This is a genomic window from Streptomyces manipurensis, assembly GCF_049570255.1.
GTDB classification, from domain to species: Bacteria; Actinomycetota; Actinomycetes; order Streptomycetales; family Streptomycetaceae; genus Streptomyces; species Streptomyces manipurensis.
In genome coordinates this window covers 3,772,626-3,792,603 of the sequence record NZ_CP186950.1, presented here as the reverse complement: position 1 = coordinate 3,792,603, position 19,978 = coordinate 3,772,626, and the positions used below count along the sequence as shown (strand labels likewise).

Annotated in this window: 20 protein-coding genes and 1 tRNA gene; 10 read left to right on the top strand and 11 right to left on the bottom strand. The window is 73.3% G+C overall.

What is annotated here, in order from left to right:
• The first annotated feature begins 100 nt into the window (after positions 1-100).
• Entirely contained in the window at positions 101-685 is a 585-nt protein-coding gene (locus ACPU2J_RS17490) for an Lrp/AsnC family transcriptional regulator (protein WP_365133333.1), read from the top strand.
• Between the two features lie 78 nt (positions 686-763).
• Here the strand turns inward: ACPU2J_RS17490 and ACPU2J_RS17485 are convergent, their stop codons facing one another.
• On the bottom strand, positions 764-1,351 hold the full coding sequence (locus ACPU2J_RS17485; protein WP_365076390.1) for a TetR/AcrR family transcriptional regulator: 588 nt from the start codon (positions 1,349-1,351) through the stop codon (positions 764-766).
• Entirely contained in the window at positions 1,348-2,859 is a 1,512-nt protein-coding gene (locus ACPU2J_RS17480) for a 3-hydroxyacyl-CoA dehydrogenase (RefSeq protein ID WP_423833566.1), read from the bottom strand. The genes ACPU2J_RS17485 and ACPU2J_RS17480 overlap by 4 nt, the downstream gene beginning before the upstream one ends.
• 124 nt (positions 2,860-2,983) lie before the next feature.
• Between ACPU2J_RS17480 and paaN the strand changes: the two genes are divergently transcribed.
• Entirely contained in the window at positions 2,984-4,666 is a 1,683-nt protein-coding gene (paaN, locus tag ACPU2J_RS17475) for a phenylacetic acid degradation protein PaaN (RefSeq protein ID WP_420080204.1), read from the top strand.
• Positions 4,667-4,693: 27 nt separating this feature from the next.
• Here the strand turns inward: paaN and ACPU2J_RS17470 are convergent, their stop codons facing one another.
• Genes ACPU2J_RS17470 through ACPU2J_RS17460 form a run of 3 tightly spaced genes read right to left on the bottom strand, consistent with a single transcriptional unit; the run spans position 4,694 to position 7,449 of the window.
• Positions 4,694-5,488, bottom strand: a complete 795-nt coding sequence (locus ACPU2J_RS17470; protein WP_423833565.1) for a TrmH family RNA methyltransferase — start codon at positions 5,486-5,488, stop codon at positions 4,694-4,696.
• 9 nt (positions 5,489-5,497) lie between these two features.
• Positions 5,498-6,802: an HTTM domain-containing protein gene (locus ACPU2J_RS17465; protein ID WP_420080206.1), complete on the bottom strand. Its 1,305-nt coding sequence runs from the start codon at positions 6,800-6,802 to the stop codon at positions 5,498-5,500.
• Complete coding sequence (locus tag ACPU2J_RS17460) at positions 6,787-7,449, bottom strand: DUF5819 family protein (RefSeq protein ID WP_423833564.1); 663 nt, start codon at positions 7,447-7,449, stop codon at positions 6,787-6,789. The genes ACPU2J_RS17465 and ACPU2J_RS17460 overlap by 16 nt, the downstream gene beginning before the upstream one ends.
• A gap of 199 nt (positions 7,450-7,648) precedes the next feature.
• Between ACPU2J_RS17460 and paaA the strand changes: the two genes are divergently transcribed.
• The 6 genes from paaA (at position 7,649) to ACPU2J_RS17430 (ending at position 12,590) form a co-directional block, all read left to right on the top strand.
• Entirely contained in the window at positions 7,649-8,629 is a 981-nt protein-coding gene (paaA, locus tag ACPU2J_RS17455; protein WP_399816147.1) for a 1,2-phenylacetyl-CoA epoxidase subunit PaaA, read from the top strand.
• Complete coding sequence (paaB, locus tag ACPU2J_RS17450) at positions 8,626-8,910, top strand: 1,2-phenylacetyl-CoA epoxidase subunit PaaB (protein WP_361589695.1); 285 nt, start codon at positions 8,626-8,628, stop codon at positions 8,908-8,910. The genes paaA and paaB overlap by 4 nt, the downstream gene beginning before the upstream one ends.
• Positions 8,907-9,635 carry a 1,2-phenylacetyl-CoA epoxidase subunit PaaC gene (gene paaC, locus ACPU2J_RS17445; RefSeq protein WP_361589697.1) on the top strand — a complete coding sequence of 243 codons (729 nt, stop codon included), beginning with the start codon at positions 8,907-8,909 and terminating at the stop codon, positions 9,633-9,635. The genes paaB and paaC overlap by 4 nt, the downstream gene beginning before the upstream one ends.
• The gene (gene paaD, locus ACPU2J_RS17440; RefSeq protein WP_423833563.1) at positions 9,629-10,141 is read left to right on the top strand and encodes a 1,2-phenylacetyl-CoA epoxidase subunit PaaD; all 513 of its coding nucleotides are present in this window, start codon (positions 9,629-9,631) and stop codon (positions 10,139-10,141) included. Before paaC ends, paaD begins: the two co-directional genes overlap by 7 nt.
• On the top strand, positions 10,142-11,245 hold the full coding sequence (gene paaE / locus ACPU2J_RS17435) for a 1,2-phenylacetyl-CoA epoxidase subunit PaaE (protein ID WP_420080208.1): 1,104 nt from the start codon (positions 10,142-10,144) through the stop codon (positions 11,243-11,245).
• A gap of 202 nt (positions 11,246-11,447) precedes the next feature.
• Complete coding sequence (locus ACPU2J_RS17430) at positions 11,448-12,590, top strand: acyl-CoA dehydrogenase family protein (RefSeq protein ID WP_420080209.1); 1,143 nt, start codon at positions 11,448-11,450, stop codon at positions 12,588-12,590.
• 48 nt (positions 12,591-12,638) lie between these two features.
• Here the strand turns inward: ACPU2J_RS17430 and ACPU2J_RS17425 are convergent, their stop codons facing one another.
• The 6 genes from ACPU2J_RS17425 to ACPU2J_RS17400 form a co-directional block, all read right to left on the bottom strand.
• Positions 12,639-12,983, bottom strand: coding sequence for a rhodanese-like domain-containing protein (locus ACPU2J_RS17425; RefSeq protein WP_030647619.1), 345 nt, complete (start codon positions 12,981-12,983; stop codon positions 12,639-12,641).
• Between the two features lie 83 nt (positions 12,984-13,066).
• Positions 13,067-13,828, bottom strand: a complete 762-nt coding sequence (locus ACPU2J_RS17420) for a J domain-containing protein (RefSeq protein ID WP_420082395.1) — start codon at positions 13,826-13,828, stop codon at positions 13,067-13,069.
• 233 nt (positions 13,829-14,061) lie between these two features.
• Positions 14,062-15,462 (bottom strand): DUF2252 domain-containing protein, encoded by a 1,401-nt coding sequence (locus ACPU2J_RS17415; RefSeq protein WP_420080210.1) that lies wholly within the window; start codon positions 15,460-15,462, stop codon positions 14,062-14,064.
• 52 nt (positions 15,463-15,514) lie between these two features.
• Positions 15,515-16,162 (bottom strand): response regulator transcription factor, encoded by a 648-nt coding sequence (locus ACPU2J_RS17410; RefSeq protein ID WP_361590283.1) that lies wholly within the window; start codon positions 16,160-16,162, stop codon positions 15,515-15,517.
• Between the two features lie 21 nt (positions 16,163-16,183).
• Positions 16,184-17,893, bottom strand: a complete 1,710-nt coding sequence (locus ACPU2J_RS17405) for a sensor histidine kinase (protein ID WP_420080211.1) — start codon at positions 17,891-17,893, stop codon at positions 16,184-16,186.
• A gap of 267 nt (positions 17,894-18,160) precedes the next feature.
• Positions 18,161-18,243, bottom strand: a tRNA-Leu gene (locus tag ACPU2J_RS17400).
• 292 nt (positions 18,244-18,535) lie between these two features.
• On the opposite strand from ACPU2J_RS17400, the gene ACPU2J_RS17395 reads away from it, so the two are divergent.
• Together ACPU2J_RS17395 and ACPU2J_RS17390 are read left to right on the top strand one after the other, a co-directional pair.
• Entirely contained in the window at positions 18,536-19,345 is an 810-nt protein-coding gene (locus ACPU2J_RS17395; protein WP_361589713.1) for a DUF3662 and FHA domain-containing protein, read from the top strand.
• Between the two features lie 10 nt (positions 19,346-19,355).
• Positions 19,356-19,859: an FHA domain-containing protein FhaB/FipA gene (locus ACPU2J_RS17390; RefSeq protein ID WP_361589716.1), complete on the top strand. Its 504-nt coding sequence runs from the start codon at positions 19,356-19,358 to the stop codon at positions 19,857-19,859.
• The last annotated feature ends 119 nt before the right edge of the window (positions 19,860-19,978 follow it).

The following is a 19,978-nucleotide window of genomic DNA, read 5'->3' as shown; positions in this document are numbered from 1 at the left end:
GTCCGCGCAATTTGGCTACAGGCGGCTCCAGGCTGTGGACAAACGGGCGCCGGGGACTTGGGATGGACGCAGGACGTCCAGGAGAGGGAGGCATCGGCCAATGCCGGATGAACAAATGGCCGGACCGGGTTCCGCACCGGCTGCACCGGCGGGCGCACCAGGGGCCCCTGCGGCCCCACCCGCCGCACCGCGGCCCCTGGACCCGATCGACCGCTCGATCATGCGGCTGCTCCAGGCGGACGGCCGGGCGTCCATACGCTCGGTGGCGGAGCAGGTGCACGTCTCCCGCGCGAACGCCTACGCGCGCATCAACCGGCTGATCGACGACGGGGTGATCCGCGGGTTCACGGCCCGGGTCAACCACGAGCGCGCCGGACAGGGGGCGTCCGCCTACATCACCCTGAAGATCGTCCAGAACTCCTGGCGCACGGTCCGCGAACAGCTCCGCGAGCTCCCGGGCGCCGCGCACATCGCGCTGGTCAGCGGAGATTTCGACGTCCTGCTGCTGGTCCACACCCCGGACAACCGGACCCTGCGCGAGCTGGTCCTGACCCGCCTCCAGGCCATCCCGGAGGTCCTCTCGACCCGCACCCTGCTCGTCTTCGAGGAGACGGACCTCCTGGACCCCGGCCCCGGACCCGGCCCGGGAGCCCTCGGAACCCTCCCGGAGATCACCGAGGAGTAGGCCGCCCCTTCCCGAGGCGGCCCGGGGCCCGTCCGGCGGACCGGACCCCGTCCCGGCGGCGGGGTCGCCGGGACCGGCTCAGCGGGTCGTGCGCAGGCCGTCGAAGGCCATGTGGACGACCGCGTCCGCGAGCTGCTCCGGGGCCGTGCCCGAGTGCGGGCGGTACCACTCGACGAGGGAGTTCACCATCCCGAAGAGCAGCCGGGTGGCGAGCCGGATGTCCACGTCCGCCCGCAGGTCGCCGTCCGCGGCCGCCGCCTTGAGCAGCTCCGCGACCTGGTGGTCGAACTCGCGGCGGCGCTCCAGCGCCCACCGCTCGGTCCGGGTGTTGCCCCGCACGCGCAGCAGCAGCGTCACGTACGGCAGCTCGCCGACCAGCACCTCGACCGTGCGGCGCGTGACGTACTCGACGCGCTCGACGGCCCGGCCGCGGACCGCTCCGGGCTCCTCCAGCACCGCGAAGAGACCGTCGAGGGCACGGCTGACGGCCCGGCGCAGCAGTTCCTCCTTGCCGGTGACGTGGTGGTAGATCGAGGACTTGGAGATGCCCGCGGCCTTGGACAGGTGCTCCATCGAGGTGCCGTCGTAGCCGCGCTCGTTGAAGACCTGCACGGCCACGGACAGCAGCGTCTCCGGGGTGTAGGTGTCCCGCTTGACGGTGGTCATTCCGTGTCCTCCTCGGCGTCCGCGGCGTAGCCCAGCCTGAACAGCGCCAGCGAGGGCGCGTAGCGGCCGCCGGGACAGCGTTCGTCGAGGTGGTGCAGGAGGTCGTAGGCCCAGTCCCGGCCGAGGCGCTCGTGCCATTCGAGCGGCCCGAGGGGGTAGTTGGTGCCCAGGCGCATCGCGGTGTCGACGTCCTCGGCGGTGGCCGCGCCGCGGGCGACGGCGTCGGCGGCGAGGTCGATCAGCATGGCCACGGTGCGGGCGACGATCATGCCGGGGACGTCGCCGATCACGGAGACCTGCTTGCCCAGCTTCTGGAACAGCCCGATCGCCTCGGAGAGGGTCCGCTCGCTGGTGTCCTCGCTGGCGGAGAGCGCGATCCGAGTCGCCCCCCGGTAGTCCAGGGCGAGGTCGAAGTAGACGACGTCGGAGAACTCGACGGAGGTCTTCCCGTCCGCGAGGACCAGCTGGCCCTCGCCGGGCAGCTGGATGTACGGGCCCCCGTGCCCGGTGGCCGAGACCGCGATCCCGGCCTCCTCCAGGAGGTCGACGAGGTCCGCCGCGGGCCCGAGGTCGCCGACGACGGTGACCTTGGCCGGGGCCTCCTCGGGGCCGGCGGTGTGCGGCTGCGCGACGACCGCGTCCGGGCCGTACGGGAACCAGCCGTGGCCCGACTTGCGGCCCAGGCGGCCCGACTGGACCAGCCGGCGCTGCGCGAGGGACGGGGTGAACTTGGGGCTGTGGAAGAAGGACTCCCAGACGGAGCGCGTCACGGCCTCGTTCACGTCCTGGCCGATCAGGTCGGTCAGCGCGAAGGGGCCCATCTTGAAGCCGCCGCTCTCGCGGAGCACGGCGTCGACGGTGGCCGGGTCGGCGCCCTGCTCCTCGTACACCGCGAAGGCCTCGGCGTAGAAGGGGCGGGCGATCCGGTTGACGATGAAGCCGGGGGTGTCGGCGCAGCGCACCGGCGTCTTGCCCCAGTCCAGGACCGTGCGGTACGCGCGCTCGGCGGCGGCCGGGTCGGTCGCGAACCCGCTGACCACCTCGACCAGCGGGAGCAGCGGCGCGGGGTTGAAGAAGTGCAGGCCGAGGAAGCGGCCGGGGTGCGCGAGCCCGGCGGCGAGCTCGGTCACGGAGAGGGAGGAGGTGTTGGTGGCGAGCAGGGCGTCCGGCGCGACCACCTCCTCGAGGGCGGTGAAAAGGGCCTGCTTGACGGCGACGTTCTCGACCACGGCCTCGATCACGAGCGCGGCCGGGGCGAGGTCCGCGAGGGCGGCCGCCGCGGAGATCCGGCCGACCGCGTCCTCGGCGTCGGCGCGCTCGATGCGGCTCTTCGCGGCCATGCGCTCGACGCGGTCCTGCACGATGCCGACGCCGTCGGCGGCGAGGGTGGCGTCGATGTCGTAGAGGAGCACGCTGTGACCTGCGAGAAGGGCGACCTGGGCGATTCCCTGGCCCATGGTGCCCGCGCCGACGACCGCCACAGTGCGGGACCGCTCGATTGCTGTCATGTACTGATCCTCCCGCACCGACTTGTCCACAGGTCCGCCGGGCCCTCTTGTCCCGACCGATCGTTCGGTTACTCTAACTCCAGTCTGCTCTCCTTCGCCCGGCTCAACGAGGAGTTGGTCCCTGATGGCCGCCGAGCTCACCGTCCCCCAGCTGTCCGCCAAGCACCGGCCCACCCTGGACCAGGCCCTGTCGGCGATCCGCAGCCGTGCCTACTGGTCCCCGCACCCCGAACACCCCAAGGCGTACGGCGAGACGGCCCCGGCCGACGGCCTGGCCGCCTTCGAGGCGGTCCGCGGCACGCGGCTGGACCTGGGACAGCCCGGCACCGACGGCTGGACGGGCTCCGAGGTCTCGCCGTACGGTCCCGCGCTGAACGTCGAGTACCCCCACGTGGACGCGGACGTGCTGCTGCCCGCCATGAAGGCCGGCATGGGCGCCTGGCGCGACGCCGGACCGGAGGCGCGCGCCCTGGTCTGCATCGAGATCCTGGCCCGGATCTCCGCCCGCACCCACGAGTTCGCGCACGCGGTCATGCACACCAGCGGCCAGGCCTTCATGATGGCGTTCCAGGCGGGCGGCCCCCACGCGCAGGACCGCGGCCTGGAGGCCGTCGCCTACGCCTACGAGGAGCAGACCCGCGTCCCCGGGCAGGCCGACTGGTCGAAGCCGCAGGGCAAGAAGGACCCGCTGGAGCTCGACAAGACCTTCACGGCGGTCCCGCGCGGCATCGCCCTCATGATCGGCTGCAACACCTTCCCCACCTGGAACGGCTACCCGGGCCTCTTCGCGTCCCTGGCCACCGGCAACGCCGTGCTGGTCAAGCCGCACCCGCGGGCCGTGCTGCCGCTCGCGCTGACCGTGCAGGTGGCGCGCGAGGTGCTCACGGAGGCGGGCTTCGACCCGAACCTGGTGGCGCTCGCCGTCGAGCGTCCGGGCGAGGGCATCGCCAAGGACCTCGCCGTCCGCCCCGAGATCAAGCTGATCGACTACACCGGGTCCACCGAGTTCGGCGACTGGCTGGAGGCCAACGCCCGCCAGGCGCAGGTCTACACGGAGAAGGCGGGCGTCAACACCGTCGTCCTGGACTCCACCGACAACTACAAGGGGATGCTGGCGAACCTGGCCTTCTCCCTGTCGCTGTACAGCGGCCAGATGTGCACCACCCCGCAGAACCTGCTGATCCCGCGCGACGGCATCGCCACGGACGCCGGCCACAAGACCTACGACGAGGTCGTCGCCGACCTCGCGGCCTCGGTCGGCGGTCTGCTCGGCGACGACGCCCGGGCCAACGCCCTGCTCGGCGCCCTGGTCAACCCGGACGTGAAGACCCGCCTGGAGGCGGCGGCCTCGCTCGGCGAGGTCGCGCTGGCCTCCCGCGAGGTCGCGAACCCGGAGTTCCCGGACGCGGTGGTCCGCACCCCGGTGATGGTCAAGCTGGACGCCGCCAAGCCGGACGACTCCGCGCCCTACCTCTCGGAGTGCTTCGGCCCGGTCTCCTTCGCCGTGGCCGTGGACTCCACCGCCGACGCCCTGGAGCTGCTGCGCCGTACCGTCCGGGAGAAGGGCGCCATGACGGTGGGCGCCTACACCACCTCCCCGGACACCGAGCGGGCCCTCGAGGAGGTCTGCCTGGAGGAGTCCGCGCAGCTCTCCCTCAACCTGACGGGCGGGGTGTACGTCAACCAGACCGCGGCGTTCTCGGACTTCCACGGCTCCGGCGGCAACCCGGCCGCCAATGCCGCGCTGTGCGACGGCGCGTTCGTCTCCCACCGCTTCCGGGTGGTGGAGGTCCGCCGCCAGGCGTGACCCCGCACGGCGCCGCGGACGCCGGGCCTACGGGCTCCAAAGGTCCCCGGCGCCGGGCCCGTCCGCCGGGGGACCGCCCCAGTGGAAGAGGGTCATGGCGACGCTGGTCGCCAGGTTGTAGCTGGAGACCTGCGGGCGCATAGGCAGCGACACCAGGTGGTCCGCCCGGGCGCGCAGCTCGGGGGAGATCCCGTGGCGCTCCGAGCCGAAGGCCAGCAGGGCGTCGTCCGGGAGGGTGAGGGCACGGATGTCCTCGCCCTCCGGGTCGAGCGCGTACAGCGGGCCGGGCGGCAGCTCGTCGAGCCCGAGACGTTCGACGGTGGTGGCGTAGTGCAGGCCCGCCCCGGCCCGGACCACGTTCGGATGCCAGGGGTCGAGGTCGCCGCGGGTCACCACCCCGGTGGCGCCGAAGCCGGCGGCGAGACGGACGACCGCTCCGACGTTGCCGAGGTTGCGGGGGTTGTCGAGGACCACGACCGGAGCGGGCCGGGGCAGTCGCCCGAGCCCGGCGACGCCCGCCGCCCGGTCGGGGCGTACGGCGAGGGCCGCGACCCCGGTGGGGTGGACGCGGGGCAGCAGCTCCCGCAGGACGGCCGGCCGCGCCAGCCGGGCCACCTGGGCCTCCACGTCCGGTGCCAGCTCGCGTGCCAGGGCCCGCAGGGCGTCCGGATCGTCGGCGACGGCCATGCGCACGTCGGCCCCGAACCGCAGGGCGTGCTTCAGCGCGTGGAACCCGTCGAGCAGGGCGAGGTCCCCGCGCTCCGAGGCCGCACGCCACTCCTGCGCGATCCGTCCCGCGCCCCGCTCCTCGTCCTCGTTCATGCCCCGACCCTACGTGCCCCGGCCCTGCGCCCCCGTGCCGGCCGGTCCCCCGGGCAGCGGCTCGGAACGGGCGCCCGGCACCGAGCGGGCGCCCGGCACGGCGGCGCCCGGTACGGCGTCGTCCACCGCTTCGGTGTCCTTCGCCCCGGTGTCCTGCGCCCCGGTGTCCGGGCGGGAGGAGCCGGCCCCCCGCCCCGTCACCTGTCGCCGGGCCGCCCGCACCCGGGCGCCGGTCCACACCAGGAACGCCGTCGGCAGGAACACCGCGTCCGCGGCGATCATCGCCATGGAGAAGAACGGCAGCCCCAGCAGCACCGCGATCCCCACGTGCTCCAGCATCATCACGCCCAGCAGCACGTTCTTGATCCGCCGGTTGAACAGCGTGAACGGGAACGCCACCTGGACCGCCACCGTCCCGTACGACAGCAGCATGACCAGCGTCCCGCTGCCCGCGACCAGCGCCGAGAGGGCCGGCCAGGGGGTGAAGTAGTCCAGCGCCAGCGGGTAGTACAGGGCCGTGCCGTCCTGCCACCGGGACCCCTGGATCTTGTACCAGCCGGCCGTCGCGTAGATCAGGCAGACCTCCGCCATGATCACCAGCAGTCCCGCGTTGTGCAGCAGGTTCGCCAGGACGTCGAGCACGGCCCGGCCCTCGCCCTCCGGTTCGTGGCGGTCGGCCAGCCACCACAGCCCGCAGCCCACCCACACCGCACCGAAGGCCGTCAGCCAGCCGAAGCCGAAGCGGTCCGTCGCTGCGCCGAAGACGAGCACGGCGCCGAGCACTGCCCACAGCACCGGTCCGGCCGCCCCGGCCGCCGCCGAGCCGAGCCTGCGCGCCCGGTGCGCGTCCAGCGACCAGACCTGGGCGCACCGGGTGAGGACCAGGTAGATCGCCACGAGGTGGATGACGTTGTCCCCGCCGTCGCCCATGAAGACGCTGCGGTTCTGCAGGGAGAGCACGCCGACCATGAACACCACGGACGTCGCCCGGGTCCGCCAGCCCAGCAGCAGGCCCACGCTCGCCAGCACGGACACCGCGTAGACGGTCTCGAACCACCAGGTCGCGTCGGACCACATCAGGACCGTGAACGCGCCGTTCGACGAGGTCAGCCGCTGCGCCAGGTCCCAGCTCCACGGACCGTCCGGGCCGTACAGCTCGGCCCGGTGGGGGAACTCCCGCAGCAGGAAGAAGAGCCAGGTGGCGGCGAAGCCGATGCGGACCACGGCGCTCTGGTGGGGGCCCAGCGCCTGCCCGGTGGCCTGCGCGGCCGCCCGCCCGAACGCCGCCCGGGCCCGCCTCACACCTTCCACCACGGCAGCTCCCGGTAGTAGGTCTCGGTGTCGGTGGTCTCGGTGCTCCACGTCGGCGCGGGCACGGCGGTGGTCGCCGAGCGCAGCTGGACCCGCAGCAGGCGTCCGCCGGGGTGCTCGGGCGCGAGCCGGCCGACGGCGATCCGGCGCAGGTACTCCTCGGACAGCTCGCCGCGCTCGCCCGTCGGCGCGTTGTCCTCGTCGTGGGAACCGGTGAAGAAGTCCCAGGCCCGGCGCAGCTCGTTCTGCTGCGTGTGGCTCGGCAGCAGGTTGTGCCGGATCTCGGCGGCGTCCTGGGCGCTGAGGTCCAGCCAGCCGGTGGTGACGAGCTCGCCCGCGGCGGTCCGCACCTCGGCGCGCGCCTCCACGGCGATGTTCTGCTGGAGCGGGTTGGGCGCGAAGAGCTTCCAGTTCTGTTCGAATTCGGGGTAGATCCAGCCGTCCACGGTCTCCGCGTGCTGCTTGCTCAGCGTGTTGGACGGGGCCACGTGCAGGAAGACGAGCCCGAGGTGGAGGCAGGCCGCGAGGGCCACGACCACCGCCGCGAGGGCGGCCACGACCTTGTACGGGGTGGACAGGCCGGCGATTCCGGGCGCTCTCGGGGGTGGCGGAGCGGCCTCCTCGGCGCGCTCGTGCCCGTTCGAATCCATCCCGCCCCGATCCTCCGGCGTCCACAGGGTTGACCACAGAGGTTGACACCCTACGGGCCGCCGTCTCACCATTGAAGAGGATGAACCGAACGATCGGTCGGTCGGTCGGACGGCAGGACTTTCAGACAAGGGGCCGGCAATGGTGGCAGTGACCCCGGAAACGGGCCCGGGCGCGGCCCCCGGGACGGACGGGACGGACATGACGGCTGACCTGGGCGCACAGCTCGCGGCAGCGTTCGACGCCGCCGTGGCGGCGGACGAGCGCGTGGAGCCGCGCGACTGGATGCCCGAGGAGTACCGCGCCTCCCTGGTCCGCCAGATGGCCCAGCACGCCCACTCCGAGATCATCGGCATGCAGCCCGAGGCCAACTGGATCACCCGCGCGCCCTCGCTGCGCCGCAAGGCGATCCTGATGGCGAAGGTGCAGGACGAGGCCGGCCACGGCCTCTACCTCTACAGCGCCGCGGAGACCCTGGGCACCAGCCGCGACGAGCTGCTCGACAAGCTCCACTCGGGCAAGCAGAAGTACTCCTCGATCTTCAACTACCCGACCCTGACCTGGGCGGACGTCGGCGCCATCGGCTGGCTCGTGGACGGCGCGGCGATCACCAACCAGGTGCCGATCTGCCGCTGCTCCTACGGGCCGTACGCCCGCGCCATGGTCCGTATCTGCAAGGAGGAGTCCTTCCACCAGCGCCAGGGCTTCGAGCTGCTCATGACCCTCTCCAAGGGCACCGCGGAGCAGCACGCCATGGCGCAGGACGCGGTCGACCGCTGGTGGTGGCCCTCGCTGATGATGTTCGGCCCGCCGGACGACGAGTCGGCGCACTCGGCGCAGTCGATGGCCTGGCGCATCAAGCGCCACTCGAACGACGAGCTGCGCCAGCGGTTCGTCGACATCGCCGTACCGCAGGCCGAGGCCCTCGGCCTGACCCTGCCCGACCCGGACCTCAAGTGGAACGAGGAGCGCGGGCACCACGACTTCGGCGCCATCGACTGGGCCGAGTTCTGGAACGTCCTCAAGGGCAACGGCCCCTGCAACGAGCAGCGGATCGCACAGCGGCGCACGGCCCACGAGGAAGGCGCCTGGGTGCGCGACGCGGCCGCCGCGTACGCGCGGAAGCAGGCGGCACAGCAAGCGGCGGAGCTCGCCGGACAGAACGAGGAGGCACGGGTATGACGCAGAACTGGCCCCTGTGGGAGGTGTTCGTGCGCTCGCGCCGCGGCCTCTCGCACACGCACGCGGGAAGCCTGCACGCCCCCGACGCGGAGATGGCCCTGCGCAACGCCCGCGATCTCTACACCCGGCGCAACGAGGGCATCTCGATCTGGGTGGTGCCCTCCGCGGCGATCACCGCGTCCTCGCCGGACGAGCGGGACCCCTTCTTCTCCCCGTCCGCCGACAAGCCCTACCGGCACCCGACCTTCTACGACATCCCGGAGGGGGTGAGCCACCTGTGACCGCCACCGACACCACGGCCGCCGCGGCGGCCCTCGCGCTCGGCGACGACGCGCTGATCCTCTCCCACCGCCTCGGCGAATGGGCCGGGCACGCCCCCGTCCTGGAGGAGGAGGTCGCCCTCGCCAACATCGCGCTCGACCTCCTCGGCCAGGCCCGCATCCTGCTGTCCATGGTGGGCGACGAGGACGAGCTGGCCTTCCTGCGCGAGGAGCGTTCCTTCCGCAACCTCCAGCTGGTGGAGCAGCCGAACGGCGACTTCGCCCACACCATCGCCCGCCAGCTCTACTTCTCGCTGCACCAGCACGCGCTCTACGCGGAGCTCGCCGCCGGTGACGGCCCCTTCGCCCCGCTCGCGGCCAAGGCAGTCAAGGAGACGGCCTACCACCGCGACCACGCCGAGCAGTGGACCCTGCGGCTCGGCGACGGCACCGAGGAGAGCCGGGCCCGCATGCGGACCGCTCTGCAGGCGCTGTGGAAGTTCACCGGCGAGCTGTTCCAGCCGGTGGAGGGCCTGGACGGCGTGGACTGGACGGCCCTGGAGGGCCGCTGGCTGGCCGCGCTGACCGACGTGCTGGAGCGCGCCGGCCTCGCCCTGCCCGAGGGGCCGCGCACCGGCGCCTGGACCGCCGGGGCCGGCCGTCAGGGCCTGCACACCGAGTCCTTCGGCCGGATGCTCGCCGAGATGCAGCACCTGCACCGCAGCCACCCGGGGGCGTCATGGTGAACGACGGCGACACCACCACCCTGACCCGCCTGGAGGCGGAGCTGGCCGAGCTGGCCGGATCCGTGCCGGACCCGGAGCTTCCCGTGCTCACCCTCGGGGAGCTCGGCGTGGTCCGCGGGGTGCGGATGCACGACGACGGGCACGCCGAGGTCACCCTCACGCCCACCTACACCGGCTGCCCCGCCATCGAGGCCATGTCGGCCGACATCGAGCGGGCCCTGACCGGTCACGGCATCCCCGAGGTGCGGGTGACCACGGTGCTGGCCCCGGCCTGGTCGACCGACGACATCAGCGCCGAGGGCCGGCGCAAGCTCGCCGAGTTCGGCATCGCCCCGCCGCGGCCGCACGCCGCGGGCGGGCCGGTCCCGGTGACGCTGTCCGTCCGCTGCCCCCACTGCGGATCGACCGACACCGAACTGCTCAGCCGGTTCTCGTCGACCGCGTGCAAGGCGCTGCGCCGCTGCACGGCCTGCCGCGAACCGTTCGACCACTTCAAGGAGCTGTAGATGGCCGCCCCCCGCCACGGCGCGTTCCACCCGCTGACGGTGGCGGCCGTCGACCGGCTCACCGACGACTCGGTGGCGCTGACCCTCCGGGTCCCCGAGGAGCTGCGCGAGGACTACCGGCACGCCCCCGGACAGCACCTGACCCTGCGCCGTACCGCCCCCGAGGGCGGCACGGAGGTCCGCCGCACCTACTCGATCTGCTCGCCCGCGCCCACGGCCGACGGCCCCGGCCCCGCGCAGCTGCGGGTGGGGGTGCGCCTGGTGGAGGGCGGCGAGTTCTCCACGTTCGCGCACAAGGAGATCGCCGCCGGGGACGTCCTGGACGTGATGGTCCCGGCGGGACGCTTCGTGCTGGAGCCCTCCGCGGCCCCCTCCTCCGGGCACTACGCCGCGATCGTCGGCGGCAGCGGGATCACCCCGGTGCTGTCGATCGCGGCGAGCCTGCTGGCCGCCCGGCCCGACGCCCGCTTCTGCCTGGTGCGCAGCGATCGGACGGCGGCCTCCACGATGTTCCTGGAGGAGGTCGCCGACCTCAAGGACCGCTATCCGTCGCGCTTCCAGCTGGTGACGGTCCTCTCCCGCGAGGAGCAGGAGGCGGGCCTGCCCTCGGGACGGCTCGACGAGGAGCGACTGGTGGCCCTGCTGCCCGCGCTGCTGCCGGTGGCGGAGGTCACGGGCTGGTTCCTGTGCGGCCCGTACGGCCTGGTGCAGGGTGCGGAGCGGGCGCTGGGCTCGCTCGGCGTGGCCCGGACCCGGGTGCACGAGGAGATCTTCCACGTCGAGGACGCCCCCGCCCCGGCCCGCGCGGCCGCGTCGGCGGCCGCCTCGCACGGCCGGGTCACCGCCCGGCTCGACGGGCGCTCCGGCACCTGGCCGGTCCAGGACGGGGAGTCCCTGCTGGACGCGGTGCTCCGCAACCGCGCCGACGCCCCGTACGCCTGCAAGGGCGGCGTCTGCGGCACCTGCCGGGCCTTCGTGGTCTCGGGCGAGGTCCGGATGGACCGCAACTTCGCCCTGGAGGCGGAGGAGACCGACGCCGGATTCGTCCTGGCCTGCCAGTCGCATCCGGTGACGGAGGAAGTCGAGATCGACTTCGACCGCTAGGAGTACGTGCCCCGAGGGGCCGAGGGGCCGGGCCGGCGGGTCCTGCCCAGGTCCCCGGCCCCTCGGGTCCCTGCCCCCGGCTCCCTGCCCGTCCCCGTTCGCTCTCCGCCCCGTTTGCGTACCCGGCCCCGACCGGCCCTGTCCATTTACGGGAACGTGTTCTATCTTGACGCACCGTCAGGTCGGACCGGGAGGACAGGCAGTGGACTTCACCTTCACCGAGGAGCAGCGGGCCGCCGTCGAGGCGGCCCGGGCCGTTTTCGCGGACGTCGCCCCCGACGACGTGCCCAGCCCCGCCCTCACCCCGGGGGCCGTCGCCGACGACTTCGACCGCGCGCTGTGGTCCCGGCTCGCCGCGTCCGACCTCCTCGGCCTCGTCCTCGCCGAGGAGCACGGCGGATCCGGGCTGGACGCCATCGCCCTGTGCCTCGTGCTGCGCGAGGCCTCGAAGGTGCTCGCCCGGGTCCCCCTGCTGGAGCACTGCGCCACCGCCATGGCGGTCCAGGCCCACGGCAGCCCCGAGCTGGCCGCCGACCTGCTGCCCGGCGCGGCGCGCGGCGACCTCGTGCTCACCGCCGCCGCGCACGGCCGCTCCGGCCACGACCCGGCCGAACTGGCCGTCGTGGCCCGCCCGGACGGCGACACCTGGACCCTGGAGGGCACCCAGACCGCGGTGGCCTGGGCGCACGGCGCCGACTGGATCGCCGTACCGGCCCACACCGGCGAGGGGGACGCCGTGCTCGCGCTCGTCCCGCGCGGCGCCGAGGGCCTCGCCCTCGCCGAGCAGGTCTCCACGAACGGCGAGCGCTACGCCGAACTCGCCCTGGACGGGGTCCGGGTGGCCCCGACGCACCTGATCGACGACCCCGCCGCGTGGGAGCGGCTCCGCCAGCTCCTCGCCACCGGGACCTGCGCCCTCGCGCTCGGGGTCGGCGAGGCCGTGCTCACCATGACCGGTCAGTACACCGGCAAGCGCGAGCAGTTCGGCTTCCCGGTGGCCACCTTCCAGGCCGTCGCCGTGCAGGCCGCCGACCGCTACATCGACCTGCGCGCCATGGAGGTCACCCTGTGGCAGGCAGCCTGGCGCCTCGACGCGGCCACGGGCGGCGCCGGCGGGCCGCTGCCGAGCGCGGGGGACGTCGCCGTGGCGAAGATCTGGGCCTCGGAGGGGGTGCGCAGGGTGGTGCAGACCGCCCAGCACCTGCACGGGGGCTTCGGCGCCGACACCGACTACGCGCTGCACCGCTACCACGCCTGGGCCAAGCAGCTGGAGCTCCAGCTCGGCCCCGCGGCCGCGCACGAGGAGGCCCTGGGCGACCTGCTGGCCGCCCATCCCCTCGCCTGAGGCCTCCGAGAACCGCCCGAGCCTCCCGAACCGCCCGGGTCCGGGGGACTAGAGGACGAAGGCCGGGTTCCCGCTGTCCGTCACCATCGGGCGCCCGGCTCCGTCCCAGGCCTGCATCCCGCCGTCGACGTTCACCGCGTCGATGTCCTGGCGCACCAGGTACTGGGTGACCTGTGCGGAACGCCCGCCGACCCGGCACATCACGTACACGCGGCGGCCGTCCTCGACGGCCTCCGTCAGCTCGCCGAAGCGGGCGACGAAGTCGCTCATCGGGATGTGCAGCGCGCCCTCGACGTGACCGGCCGCCCATTCGTCGTCCTCACGGACGTCCAGGACGAAGCCTTCGGAGGGCACCGCGGCGGCGTCGACCGAGGGGAGCGGTCCGAAGTTCATAGCTGTCGCCTTCTCTCTTCACGGGTATGCCGCCAACCTATCCGACCCGGCACGCGCGGCGGCCCGCACGGACCGGGCCCGCCTCACTCGGCGGCGAGTGCCTCGGCCAGCTCCGCCTCACGCTCGGACACCTGCGCGAGCAGCTGCTCCGCGATCTCCTCCAGGAGCCGGTCGGGGTCCTCCGGAGCCATCCGCAGCATGGACCCGATCGCGCTCTCCTCCAGCTCCTTGGCCACCAGCGTCAGCAGCTCCTTGCGCCGGGCCAGGAACTCCAGCCGCTCGTACAGCTCCTCGCTCTCGCTCAGCCGCTCCTGGGCCGGCGCCGGTCCGGCCGCCCACTCCTCGGCGAGCTCGCGGAGCATGCCCTCGTCGCCCCGGCCGTAGGCGGTGTTGACCCGCGCGATGAACGCGTCGCGGCGGGTGCGCTCCTCCTCGTCCTGGGCCAGGTCCGGATGGGCCTGGCGGACCAGTTCGCGGTAGAGGCGGCGGACCTCCTCCGAGGGTCGCACCCGCTCCGGGGGCCGCACGGGCCGGTCGGTGAGCATGGCGCCGGCGTCGTCGGAGATCCCGTCCGAGCCCAGCCAGTCGTGGAAGAGCTCGTCCACGCCCGGCATCGGCATGACCAGCGACCGCGCCTCCCGGGCCCGCCGCAGGTCCTCGGCGTCCCCGCTGCGGGCCGCCTTCGCCTCGGCGATCAGGGCGTCCAGCTCGTCCAGCCTCGTGTACATGGGGCCGAGCTTCTGGTGGTGCAGGCGGGAGAAGTTCTCCACCTCGACGCGGAAGGTCTCCACCGCGATCTCGAACTCGATCAGCGCCTGCTCGGCGGCCTTCACGGCCCGCTCCAGGCGCGCCTCGGGACGCTCCTCACCGGTGACGGAGTCGTCGCCGGGACCACCGGGGACTGTCTGCTCAGGATGCTCGGTCTGCTCGCTCACCCGGCCCAGGGTACGGCCCGTCCGCGCGGGCGGTGTTTCACGTGGAACACCGCCCGCGACGCACCGCCGCGGCGCCGCTGCGCACCGTACGGATCCCCCCGGCGCCCGCGTCGGCGCCGGTCGTCCCCGGCGGGGCTCCGGGGCTATATGCCGAGCTCGGCGGCGATCCGGCCGGCCCGGATCGCCGCGACCAGGTCGGCGTGGTCGGCCTCCGTCCGGTCCGCGTACGCCACGGCGAACGCCGCCATCGCCTCGTCCAGCTCCTCGTTCTTGCCGCAGTAGCCGGCGAGCAGCCGCGGGTCGGCGCTGTGCGCGTGCGCACGGGCCAGCAGGGCTCCGGTCATCCGGCCGTAGTCGTCGATCTGGTCGACGGCCAGGGCCGCCGGGTCGACGCTGCCCTTGCGGTTGCGGAACTGCCGGACCTGGAAGGGCCGCCCCTGCACCGTGGTCCAGCCCAGCATGATGTCCGAGACCACCTGCATCCGCTTCTGCCCGGCCACCACGCGCAGGCCCTCGTGCTCCACCGGCGGCGCGACGAAGCCCAGGGCCGGCAGGTGGGGCAGCAGCACCGAGGGACGCGCCTCCTTCACCTGGAGGACCAGCGGCTCGCCCCGGTGGTCGAGCAGCAGCACCACGTAGGACCGGGTGCCGACGCTCCCGGTGCCCACGACGCGGAAGGCCACGTCCTGGATCGCGTAGCGCGCGAGCAGCGGCAGCCGGTCGCCCTGGAGGGTGTGCAGGTAGGTGCCGAGTGAGGCCGCCACGGCGGCCGCCTCCTCGTCCCCGACCCGGCGCAGCACGGGCAGCGCGTCGACGAACCGGCGCCCGCCGTCGGGTCCTATCTCCGTCGAGCGCGCCGCGAAGCGTGCGGAGGTGTTGTTGCGGGCCTTCTCCGACACCCGCTCCAGCGTGCCCAGCAGGTCGCGGGCGTCGGTGTGGGAGACGAGCTCCTCGTCCGCGATGGCGTTCCAGGCGTCGAGCGCCGGCAGCTTGGCCAGCAGCCGCATCGTGCGCCGGTAGGCGCCCACCGAGTCCAGGGCGGCGGCCCGGCAGGTGTCCTCGTCCGCGCCGGCCACCCGGCCGGCCAGCACCAGCGAGGTCGCGAGCCGCTTCACGTCCCATTCCCAGGGGCCGAACACGGTCTCGTCGAAGTCGTTCAGGTCGATCACCAGCCGGCCGCGCGCGTCCCCGTACAGACCGAAGTTCGCCGCGTGGGCGTCACCGCAGATCTGCGCGCCGACGCCGGTCACCGGGCCGCCGGAGAGGTCGTGCGCCATCAGCCCGGCCGCCCCGCGCAGGAACGCGAAGGGGTTGGCCGCCATCCGGCCCACCCGTATCGGGCTCAGTTCGGGCACCCGCCCCGCGTTGGACTCCTCCACCGCCCGCAGGGCGTCCGGCCGGTCGGCCGGCGCCTCGAAGCCCGCGTGCGCCGCCCGCGGCAGGCGGGCCCGCAAGGCCTTCCCCTGCTCCTTGGGAGAGCCGGCCGGCACGCGCGGGGCGAACCCCGCCACATCAGGAATCCGCTGCTTCGCTACCGCCGCCATCGACGCCGCCCCCACCCGTTCGCTGATCGCTTCCAGAACGGGCTGACCGTACCTACAGCCCGGCGTCCCTGGCCAGCAGTGCCGCCTGCACCCTGTTCTCGCAGTCCAGCTTGGCCAGGATCCGGCTCACGTACGTCTTCACCGTGGCCTCGCTCATGTGCAGCCGGCGGCCCGCGTCCGCGTTGGACAGCCCCTCCCCCAGCAGCGCGAGGACGCCCCGCTCCCGCTCGCTCAGCCCGTCCACGCGGCGGCGGGCCTCCTCACCGCGCGTGGCGGCCCGGCCGGAGGTCAGCTGGTCCACCACGTGCCGGGTCGCGCCCGGCGAGAGGTAGGCGTCCCCGGCCGCGGCCGCCCGGACCGCGCCGATCAGCTCGCCCGGAGCCGAGTCCTTCAGCAGGAAGCCCGCACCGCCCTCGCCCAGCGCGCGCAGGACGTTCTCCTTCTCCCCGAAGGTGGTCAGGATCAGCGCCCGCACCTCCGGTGCGGCCCGCCGCAGTTCCGCCAGCGCGCTCAGCCCGTCCATCAGCGGCATCTGGATGTCCAGCAGCATCACGTCGGGGGCGTGCGAGCGCGCCAGGTCCACGGCCTCCCGCCCGTTCCCCGCCTCGGCGACGACCTCGATGTCCGGCGCGGAGGTCAGGATCATCCTGATCCCGGCCCGGATCAGCGGTTCGTCGTCTGCGATCACCACTCTGATCACTTCGGCTGTCACACCGTGCTCCTACTGCTTGACCTCGTACGCCTGCTTGTCCACGAGCTTGCCGTCCTTGAAGCAGAACCGGAAAACCATGTCCGTGTCCCATGCGCCGGTCTGGTCGTCCGACAGGAGCACCAGGCACTCGGAGTCCTCCGGCCGGGGCGGTCCCTTCCGCTCCGCGCCCGCCGTCATGAAGCTTCCCCCGGCGGGCAGCCGGTCCCGCACGGACTTCTCCGTCTCACCCACGTGCACGGCGTCGTAGTCGTCCCGGTCGATGATCGATTCGCTCGCCGAGTCCATCAGCAGGAGCGCCGCCGCAATGAAGGCGATCAGCAGCAGCACCACGGCGGCGACCGCGATCCCGCAGCCCACCGCGACACCCGTGCTGCGGCTGCGCACCCGCACCGCCAGCTCCCGGTCCACCGCCGCCCAGTCCATGGGCTGCTCGGCCCCCCGGCCGCGCAGCGGCCGGGGCTGCGTGAGCTTCTGCGCCTGCGCCTGCTGCCCGAAGTCGTCGGCCACGTCCGCCACTCCGGCCGGCTCCGTCCCGTACGGCAGGACCCCCGCCACCCGGAAGCCTCCGCCGTCGGCGGGGCCCGCGTGCACCATCCCGCCGACCAGCCGCGCCCGCTCGCGCAGCCCCGTCAGGCCCTGCCCGCCCGAGACGACCTCGTCCGGATCCGGCCCGTTCGACGGCCCGTTGGCGATCTCCACCACCAGCGAGTCGTCCTCGTAGCGCAGCTCCACCGTGATGGGCGCCCCCGGAGCGTGCTTGTACGCGTTCGTCAGGGCCTCCTGCACGATCCGGTAGGCGGCGTGGTCGCAGGCCGCCACCAGCGGCCTCGGCCGCCCCGACGTGGTCAGCCGTACGTCGGTCCCCGCGCCCCGGGCCGCCTGCACGACCGCCGGGATGCCGGCCACCCCGCGCGCCGCGGGCTGGGCCTCCTCCACCGGCGCCGGGGCCTCCACGCCGTCGCGCAGGATGCCCACGACCTCGCGCAGTTCGTGCATCGCGGAGACCGAGGCCTGCCGCAGCACGCCCACCGCCTCGCGCTGACGGTCGGTGAGTTCCGGGTCCACCTCCAGGGCCCCGGTGTGCACGGAGATCAGCGCCAGCTGGTGGCCGAGGCTGTCGTGCATGTCCTGGGCGATGCGCTGCCGCTCGCGCAGCCGCGCCTGGCCGGCGACCATGGCCCGCTCCCGCAGCAGCTGTCCGTTGCGCTCGTGAAGGGCGGCCAGCAGGGTGCGGCGCTGGTACCAGTAGCGGCTGGCGAGGCCCGGCATCACCGTCATCGCCAGGAACATCAGCGTGGAGAACACGATCACCAGCAGCGGCCGCATCTGCGTCCACTGGTCCAGGACGCTGAAGCCGAGCGACGCGACGAAGGCCAGCGTGAAGGCGCCCAGGGCCCGTCCCACCCCGACGATCCGCCGCCCGGCCGACCAGCCGAGCAGGGGCAGGATGAAGATCACCCCGGGCAGGACCGAGCCCAGGGCCGTGCCGACCACCAGGGTGGTGGCGGGCAGCCGCCTGCGCAGCAGGGTGAGCACCAGCACGACCACGGCTCCGCCGAGCATCGCCCGGCCCGACCCGCGGTCCAGCTCCACGACGCCCAGGCCGAGGATGGCCAGCACCGCGGCGACGGCCAGGTCGCCGGCCAGCCTCCGCCGGGTCCACGGCTCGGGCCCCGTCAGCCAGTTCCAGCCCGCCCGCGTCTTCGCCTTCGCATCCACGCGACCGACCCTAGACACTCGCTCCCGCGGCCGCCCTCCCCCTTTCGTCTCGGCCCGCTCGACCAAAGTCGCTGCCGCGGGGACGAGAAGTGACCGGAGGCACGGACGGGGGCGGCGGCGGGGGCGGAACGGGAGGGAAGTGACCGACGCCACACCGTCCGCGGCGGGCCGCCCCGGAGGGAGGTCACGGAGGGGAATCCCACACCGGGTGCGGGGCACAGCGAAACGGCCGGCACCGTGATTACGATGCCGACCGTTTCGTCGATGTGGGCGAGGGGGGATTTGAACCCCCACGTCCCGAAGGACACTGGCACCTGAAGCCAGCGCGTCTGCCGTTCCGCCACTCGCCCGAGCAGCGTCCCAGTGGTCTTCCCTTTCGGGCCGTTCCCCTGGCGACGTCGAAACATTAGCACGTAGAACGGGGTGGGTTCACATCGCTTTCCCGGGGGGCATACGCCCCCGGGCGGACGGCCCCTCCCGCACTCCGCTCCGGGTGCGGGACACTGTTCCCGAAGCGCCCCTACGATCCCCTGTGAGGACCAACACTCGTCCTCACAGGAGCGATGGGGAACCACCCGAATCCGCCACGCGTGGATACGATCAGTAAGCAGTACAGGGCGACAGCGACGGAGGAGGTGCCCCATGGGAGTTCTGAAGCGGTTCGAGCAGCGACTCGAAGGTCTGGTGAACGGCACCTTCGCCAAGGTGTTCAAGTCCGAGGTCCAGCCGGTGGAGATCGCCGGCGCCCTCCAGCGGGAGTGCGACAACAACGCCACCATCTGGAACCGCGAGCGGACCGTCGTCCCCAACGACTTCATCGTGGAGCTCAGCGCCGGCGACTACGACCGCCTGAGCCCCTACTCGGGCCAGCTCGGCGACGAGCTCGCGGGCCTCGTCCGCGACTACGCCAAGCAGCAGCGCTACAGCTTCATGGGGCCCATCAAGGTCCACCTGGAGAAGGCCGAGGACCTGGACACCGGTCTCTACCGCGTCCGCAGCCGCACCCTCGCCTCCAGCACCTCCCAGGCACAGCCGACCCCGCAGGGCGGCTACGGCTACCCGCCGGCCGGCGCCCCTCCCATGCCCAGCGCCCCGCCCCCGGGCGGACCCGGCGCGCGCCGGCCCGCACCGGGTCCCGGCGGAGCGGCCCCCGCGGCCGGCCCGGGCGGAGCCCGGCGCCACTGGATCGAGATCAACGGCACCCGCCACCAGATCTCGCGCCCCACGCTCGTACTCGGCCGCAGCACCGAAGCCGACGTGCGGATCGACGACCCCGGCGTCTCGCGCCGGCACTGTGAGATCCGGACCGGAACGCCCTCGACGATCCAGGATCTCGGGTCCACCAACGGCATCGTGGTGGACGGGCAGCACACCACCCGCGCTACGCTCCGCGACGGCTCGCGGATCGTCGTGGGCAGCACCACCATCATTTACCGGCAAGCCGAAGGGTGAAGCGGGGGCAATGTCAGAGCTGACCCTGACGGTCATGCGGTTGGGTTTCCTGGCCGTTCTGTGGCTGTTCGTCATCGTGGCCGTCCAGGTCATCCGCAGCGATCTCTTCGGCACGAGGGTGACCCAGCGCGGCTCCTCCCGCCGTGGGGGGAACACCGGCGGCACGCCGCAGCAGGGCGGCCGGCAGGCCTCGCCCCCGCAGCAGCGCCAGCGCCGCGGGGCGCCCACCAAGCTCGTGGTCTCCGAGGGCATCCTCACGGGGACCACTGTGGCCCTCGCCGGCCAGACGATCACGCTGGGCCGGGCCCACGACTCCACGATCGTGCTGGACGACGACTACGCGTCCAGCCGCCATGCCAGGATCTACCCCGACCGTGACGGCCAGTGGATCGTCGAGGATCTCGGATCCACCAACGGCACGTACCTCGACCGGACCCGGCTGACCACGCCGACGCCCATTCCGCCGGGCGCGCCGATCCGCATCGGCAAGACCGTCATCGAGCTGCGGAAGTAGTACGAGAATGAGCGAGCGGAGCGAGCGCGCGGCGGCGATCCGTCCCACCGAGGACACGGACCCGAGCGCGCTCCCGACCGGAGGGTGGGCAGTGTGGCTCGAGACCGGTTGTACCCGGA

Bases quoted from the DNA above. Each gene is read 5' to 3' on its own strand.
- ACPU2J_RS17415 (WP_420080210.1), bottom strand. From the start codon at position 15,462: ATGGCGGCGGTAGCGAAGCAGCGGATTCCTGATGTGGCGGGGTTCGCC.
- ACPU2J_RS17460 (WP_423833564.1), bottom strand. From the start codon at position 7,449: ATGGATTCGAACGGGCACGAGCGCGCCGAGGAGGCCGCTCCGCCACCC.
- ACPU2J_RS17390 (WP_361589716.1), top strand. From the start codon at position 19,356: ATGTCAGAGCTGACCCTGACGGTCATGCGGTTGGGTTTCCTGGCCGTT.
- paaE (WP_420080208.1), top strand. From the start codon at position 10,142: ATGGCCGCCCCCCGCCACGGCGCGTTCCACCCGCTGACGGTGGCGGCC.
- ACPU2J_RS17395 (WP_361589713.1), top strand. From the start codon at position 18,536: ATGGGAGTTCTGAAGCGGTTCGAGCAGCGACTCGAAGGTCTGGTGAAC.
- ACPU2J_RS17425 (WP_030647619.1), bottom strand. From the start codon at position 12,983: ATGAACTTCGGACCGCTCCCCTCGGTCGACGCCGCCGCGGTGCCCTCC.
- ACPU2J_RS17470 (WP_423833565.1), bottom strand. From the start codon at position 5,488: ATGAACGAGGACGAGGAGCGGGGCGCGGGACGGATCGCGCAGGAGTGG.
- paaB (WP_361589695.1), top strand. From the start codon at position 8,626: ATGACGCAGAACTGGCCCCTGTGGGAGGTGTTCGTGCGCTCGCGCCGC.
- paaN (WP_420080204.1), top strand. From the start codon at position 2,984: ATGGCCGCCGAGCTCACCGTCCCCCAGCTGTCCGCCAAGCACCGGCCC.
- ACPU2J_RS17480 (WP_423833566.1), bottom strand. From the start codon at position 2,859: ATGACAGCAATCGAGCGGTCCCGCACTGTGGCGGTCGTCGGCGCGGGC.
- paaD (WP_423833563.1), top strand. From the start codon at position 9,629: ATGGTGAACGACGGCGACACCACCACCCTGACCCGCCTGGAGGCGGAG.
- ACPU2J_RS17490 (WP_365133333.1), top strand. From the start codon at position 101: ATGCCGGATGAACAAATGGCCGGACCGGGTTCCGCACCGGCTGCACCG.
- paaA (WP_399816147.1), top strand. From the start codon at position 7,649: ATGACGGCTGACCTGGGCGCACAGCTCGCGGCAGCGTTCGACGCCGCC.
- ACPU2J_RS17485 (WP_365076390.1), bottom strand. From the start codon at position 1,351: ATGACCACCGTCAAGCGGGACACCTACACCCCGGAGACGCTGCTGTCC.